Origin of the sequence: Romboutsia maritimum, from assembly GCF_002251085.2 — a bacterium.
Taxonomy (GTDB): Bacteria; Bacillota; Clostridia; order Peptostreptococcales; family Peptostreptococcaceae; genus Romboutsia_B; species Romboutsia_B maritimum.
Genome location: NZ_NOJZ02000048.1, coordinates 1 through 5,930 on the forward strand (window position 1 = coordinate 1; position 5,930 = coordinate 5,930).

The following is a 5,930-nucleotide window of genomic DNA, read 5'->3' on the forward strand; positions in this document are numbered from 1 at the left end:
TTTCAGCAACTATAAATGAAGTTTCAGAGCAAATAAAGCAAACTGCACAAAATGCGGAAAGAGCAAAAGAAATATCTGTAAAATCAAGTATTGCTACAGATAGAGGAAAAGAACAAATGCAAGAAATGATTGTTGCAATGGATGAAATTAGCAATACATCAAATCAGATTGGAAATATAATAAAAAATATTGATGATATAGCATTCCAAACAAATATTTTAGCACTTAATGCAGCAGTAGAAGCAGCACGTGCTGGAGAAGCTGGTAAAGGATTTGCAGTTGTTGCTGATGAAGTTAGAAACCTTGCTGCAAAATCTGCACAAAGTGCAAAAGATACAGCAGATTTAATTGAAAAAGCACTAGTAGCAATAGGAAATGGTACAGTAATTGTTTCAGAAACAGCAAAATCTTTAGAAGAAGTTGTTTATGGAGCACAAAAATCAGCAGAAGTTATACAAGAAATTGCAAATGCAAGTAATGAACAAGCACAGCATATCGATCAAGTAAATATTGGTGTAGAACAAATATCTGTAGTTGTACAGACTAATTCGGCAACTGCTGAAGAAAGTGCTGCTGCAAGTGAAGAGTTATCAGCTCAAGCTGAAATGTTAAAAGAGTTTATTGGTAAATTTGACTTAAAAGATGAAAAAGATAAATATTTTAATAGCAAAATGCTATTTAATAGTGAAGAATTCTAAATATAAATTTCTACATAGTTAGAATTGAAATAATAAAAATATAACTGAGCTAATTATTTTAGCTCAGTTATATTTTTTTGACTTAAAATTAAATTAATTTAAATAAAAATAGACTAGAAAAAAATACTCTAGTCTATTTTTATTATTATGTACTACATTCAAAGATAATGACATAATAAGAAGATTTGATAAAAATAGGTGGAAAATTTAAAAAGGAAGGAAAAAATTTTATTGAGTTAAAAATAATATATTTTGTAATTTTTAAAATATTATTGTATACTTAAAATAAGGCAAAATATAGCTAATGATGACATATGAAGAAATCCGAATGGATATAAATTAAATATTATATTCATTCAAATTTTTTTATATGCATAATATAACAAATACAAAATAGGTGCTATAGGAAAATTATATGAAAGTAGTATAGAGAATGATTATTTATACTATTGATCGGATTAAAGCAATATATAAAACTTAACAGTCAAGAAGTTATAATCGGAAATAACTTTTATTAGATAGGAGCTAGAATGGAAAGAAAAGATAACAAAGTTAAAATTATACCTCTTGGAGGTTTAGGAGAAATAGGAAAAAATATTACAGTAGTGGAATATGATGATGAAATTATAATTATTGATTGTGGAATATCATTCCCAAATATGGATATGTATGGTGTTGATTTGGTGTTACCTGATACAACGTACTTAATTAACAATAAGCATAAGATTAAAGGAATAGTACTTACACATGGACATGAAGACCATATAGGAGCAATTCCATATTTTTTAAAAAATATTAATGTGCCTGTTTATGGTACTAACTTTACTTTAAAGCTTTTAAAAAGCAAATTGGAAGAAAAAAAAATAACTTCAAATTATTCTTTAAGAGAAGTCAAAGTTGGTCAGAAAATTTTCACTAAAAACTTTAGTGTTGAATTTATAAGAACATGTCATAGTATTGCAGATGCTTGTGCATTAGCAATAAGTACACCAGAAGGAATTATACTTCATACAGGAGATTTTAAGGTTGATTATACTCCAGTAGATGATGAGTTATTAGATTTGCATCGTTTTGCAGAACTAGGAAGTCAAGGCGTTTTATTAATGATGGCAGATAGTACTAATGTTTTAAATGATGGATACACTATTTCAGAAAAAGAAATAGGAAAAAATTTAGATAATCTATTTTCACAAGCAAAAAAAAGGGTAATAGTAGCATCATTTGCATCTAATATACATAGAATACAGCAAATTATAGATTCATCTATTCGTTATAAAAGAAAAGTTGCATTTAGTGGTAGGAGTATGGAAAGAGTATCTAAAATAGCTATAGAATCAGGATATTTAAAAATTGATGAAAATGAAATTGTAAATATATATGATGTTAATAAATTTGATCCTGAAAAAATAACAATAATAACAACGGGATCTCAAGGTGAGCCTATGGCAGCACTTTCAAAAATAGCAAGCGGAGAACATAGACACATAAGTGTTCAAGAAGGCGATTTTATAATTATTTCAGCATCTCCAATTCCAGGAAATCAAAAGGCTATATCAAATCTTATAGATAAGCTATTTATAAGAGGAGCAGACGTTATTTATAATGATATAGAGGAAGTACACGTATCAGGTCACGCTTGTAAAAGTGAATTAAAATTAATTCACACTTTAGTTAGACCAAAATACTTTATGCCAGTACATGGAGAATATAGACATTTAGTTGAGCATAAAATATTAGCACAAGATTTAGGAATGAAATCAGAAAATATATTTATTATGGATATAGGAAACGTTCTAGAATTAAGTAAAAACACAGCTAAAATAACAGGAAAAGTACCAAGTGGATCAGTTATTGTAGATGGAATAGGTATAGGAGATATAGGAAATATAGTTCTTAGAGATAGAAAAGACATAGGAGAAAATGGAGTTATTACTATTGTTATGACAATAGATCAAAAAAATTCAATGTTACTTGCAGGTCCTGATATACTTACAAGAGGATTTGTTTATGTTAGAGAATCAGAAGAGTTAATAAATGAATTAAGAGAAATTGCTAAAGTAGAAGTACAAAAATGTTTAGACAACAACATTAGAGAATGGAATAAGATTAAAAGAAGTATAAAAGAAGCTATAGGTGATTATGTATATATAAATATAAAAAGAAGACCTACAATATTGCCTATTATAATGGAAGTATAAATTAAACTAAATAAAAAATAGACTAGAGAAAAATACTCTAGTCTATTTTTTATTTAGGCATGCCTGCATCGAGAAGAAATTACTTTTTCTCTAAGAGTCAATAATGTTTAAGATAGAGATTTAGAAATCTCAGGATTTTTAAGCATAAGTCTAATCAAAATAGGTATAAATATCAACTGAATTACCATACCAGGAATAGCAGTTGAAAGCCCACCGACAACATAAGCAATAGGACTTATTTTAGGAGCAATAGTTAAAGACACAACAAAAGCACCAACAATAGCAAATAATCTACCAGTCACCATACCAGTTATCAAAGAAACATATATTTTCTTAGTTTTAGAAAAAACCAAACCTGTAACTAAACCATATCCACATAATTCAAACGCCATAATTGGCATAACAGGAACTAATGGAGGCATTCCAGTCATAAATCCACTAAGAATAGGTGTTAAAATACCGACAAAAGCACCACATAAAGGACCTAGTAAAAATCCAGCTATTAAAACTGGTATATGCATTGGTAAAAACATAGGACCAGCCAATTTAAAAGTATGGAAAAACATAGGTAATATAACTCCGAAAGCTATAAAAATACCTGATAAAACCAAATTTTTTGTTTTCATTTTTTTATCCCCCTGAATTTAAAAAATATATTATTAATCACAAAATCATACTATTTACTTATAACTAAGTAATATAATTCATCATTTTCAAAAGCAGATTCAACATTTAAATTAGCTTCTTCAAATAAATTCTTTTGCAAATTAACTTCAATTAATCTAGAATTACTTACACGAGCATCTGTATTTTTGTGTACGTTGTTTAAAAATTCTCTACTATTAGAATGAGCAATCATTAATTTTCCATTAGAAGTTAAATTGTTCTCAACTAATTTTTTAATAGTATTAGTCTTGTTTTCTAAATGAGGAAACATAGAATATAAAATAATTTTATCAAATTTTGAATTTATATCCTCAGATTCAACATTTACTAAATCAAAGCTAACATTATGTAAATTCTCAAATTTCTTTCTTGCAACACTTAGCATATTATCAGAAATATCTACAGCTTTTATATTTCCATTAGGATTTAACTTATTTAGAAATGGAATTAAAACCCCAGTACCAGTACCAATATCTAAGATGCTGTCATTTTCATGAATGTCTAATTTATCTAAAAGATAATTTATTTTGCATTCATTTATCTCAATCATATTATCCCAATTGTGTGCAACTGAATTAAAAAAATCTACTTGTTCCATATATAGCCCCCCCTTTTTTTTTCATTAGAAATGCAAAAAAAGCCATGAAGAAATAAAAGCCTTCATGGCTTGATTACAAAATATACATTATTTAGTTAGATTATAGCATATTTTGGATAATATTTAAACTAATTATCAACTTTTATAAAACCATAAAAAACTAATAAATAAAATAAAGACTTTCAATGTGTAAAGGTAAAATATATGGATAGATAACTAGAATTGTATAAATAGTAGTAGAGATTATGAAAAATTTGAGAATTAAAAAAAGATTATGATTAATAAAGTATAGTTATGTTATAATTTAAAAGATATTGATAATTCATATCAATTAAAAATTATTATATAAAATGGGGAATAATATGGAAAATATAAATAAGTTTCAAAGTTTTATTATCTTAATAATGGTAGCTATAGGTATTATATTAGGACAAGTAGATTTAATACAAAATTACTCTGAATTTGTAATAATGCCAGCACTACTAATAATGTTATTTTTAGTATTTATACAAATACCATTAAAGGAAATACGAAATTCACTTAAAAATATTAAATTTACTATAGTATCAATACTTATAAATTTTGTGTGGACTCCAATTGTTATATTTATTTTAGGCAGGTCTTTTTTAGGAAATAATCCAGAACTTTTAATAGGATTTATTATGCTTATGGTAACACCATGTACAGATTGGTATTTAATTTTTACAGGTATTTCAAAAGGTAATGTTGCATTAGCATCATCTATTTTACCTCTAAACTTAGTACTTCAATTACTTTTATTACCAGTGTACATATTTATAATAGGAGGCACAAGTATAGATATAAATATTATAAGCTTAGCTAAGGGAGTTGTATTTAGTTTATTAATACCACTTATAGGTTCTATCATTTGTAGAAAAATCATTATAAATAAAATAGGAATTGAAAAGTTTACAGAGCAGTTAGTATATAAATGTTGTGATTTTCAAGGGTACTTTTTAAACATAGCTATAGTTGCAATGTTTGCATCACAAGGTAAGATACTAATGGAAAATCTTCAAGTTTTAGTAGTATTATTAGGCCCAATATTATTATTCTTCATAATAAATTTTATAGTAGGAAGATTTGTTGGAAGAAGAATTAAATTAAGTTATGAAGATAACGTAGCTTTAAATTTAACTACATTAGCTAGAAATTCACCAATTGCTCTTGCAATATCAGTAGCAACATTTCCAGATAGACCATTAATTTCATTAGCACTTATAATAGGACCACTTATTGAGCTTCCAATATTATTCATAGTTTCAAAGATATTATTAAAAATAAGAAATAGTGAGAAAATAAGTGAGAGCATTTAAATAAAATAATGACATTATAATTGATAAAAAACTGAGAAGGGGATACTTTATAGATCTCCCTGAGAGATATATATTGTGTTTCCTTTTAATTAAATAAAATCTTTCTTTTGATAACTTATATCCATTTTAACCTTTTAACTTTTATGTCTTATAACACAAAGTAAACCACATTTCTAGGTAATACAATTGTAGTTAATGATGATTTGATATACTAGAAGTTAAATAGTACTTTTTGTAAATATGTATGTAATGAAAAATATTATAAAAATTGAGAAAATTGTTATTATAGAGAAAAATACAAAATTAAAAACATCTTCAAATTCATAAAAAATGACGAAAAGAATATATAAAGAAAAATAAAAGTCGATAAAAGTCTACAATTTACAATGGTTTTTTAATTATAATAACAAAAAAACTTATAACAAATAAATAC

5 protein-coding genes are annotated in these 5,930 nt (G+C 26.1%); 3 read left to right on the forward strand and 2 right to left on the reverse strand.

The window, feature by feature from the left end; all coding sequences use genetic code 11:
• A partial coding sequence (locus CHF27_RS13155; protein ID WP_243445022.1) for a methyl-accepting chemotaxis protein occupies nt 1-698 on the forward strand: 698 nt, incomplete at its 5' end.
• 530 nt (nt 699-1,228) lie between these two features.
• Nucleotides 1,229-2,896 carry a ribonuclease J gene (locus CHF27_RS13160; protein ID WP_095406494.1) on the forward strand — a complete coding sequence of 556 codons (1,668 nt, stop codon included), beginning with the start codon at nt 1,229-1,231 and terminating at the stop codon, nt 2,894-2,896.
• A 107-nt stretch (nt 2,897-3,003) separates the two neighbouring features.
• On the opposite strand, the gene CHF27_RS13165 is transcribed toward CHF27_RS13160, so the two are convergent.
• Nucleotides 3,004-3,522: an ECF transporter S component gene (locus CHF27_RS13165; protein WP_095406495.1), complete on the reverse strand. Its 519-nt coding sequence runs from the start codon at nt 3,520-3,522 to the stop codon at nt 3,004-3,006.
• A 50-nt stretch (nt 3,523-3,572) separates the two neighbouring features.
• A complete protein-coding gene (locus tag CHF27_RS13170) occupies nt 3,573-4,160 on the reverse strand; it encodes a class I SAM-dependent methyltransferase (RefSeq protein WP_095406496.1) in 588 nt (195 codons plus the stop codon).
• Nucleotides 4,161-4,522: 362 nt separating this feature from the next.
• Between CHF27_RS13170 and CHF27_RS13175 the strand changes: the two genes are divergently transcribed.
• Nucleotides 4,523-5,497 carry an arsenic resistance protein gene (locus CHF27_RS13175; RefSeq protein ID WP_095406497.1) on the forward strand — a complete coding sequence of 325 codons (975 nt, stop codon included), beginning with the start codon at nt 4,523-4,525 and terminating at the stop codon, nt 5,495-5,497.
• Nucleotides 5,498-5,930 lie beyond the last annotated feature (433 nt).

Bases quoted from the DNA above. Each gene is read 5' to 3' on its own strand.
- CHF27_RS13165 (WP_095406495.1), bottom strand. From the start codon at position 3,522: ATGAAAACAAAAAATTTGGTTTTATCAGGTATTTTTATAGCTTTCGGA.
- CHF27_RS13175 (WP_095406497.1), top strand. From the start codon at position 4,523: ATGGAAAATATAAATAAGTTTCAAAGTTTTATTATCTTAATAATGGTA.
- CHF27_RS13170 (WP_095406496.1), bottom strand. From the start codon at position 4,160: ATGGAACAAGTAGATTTTTTTAATTCAGTTGCACACAATTGGGATAAT.
- CHF27_RS13160 (WP_095406494.1), top strand. From the start codon at position 1,229: ATGGAAAGAAAAGATAACAAAGTTAAAATTATACCTCTTGGAGGTTTA.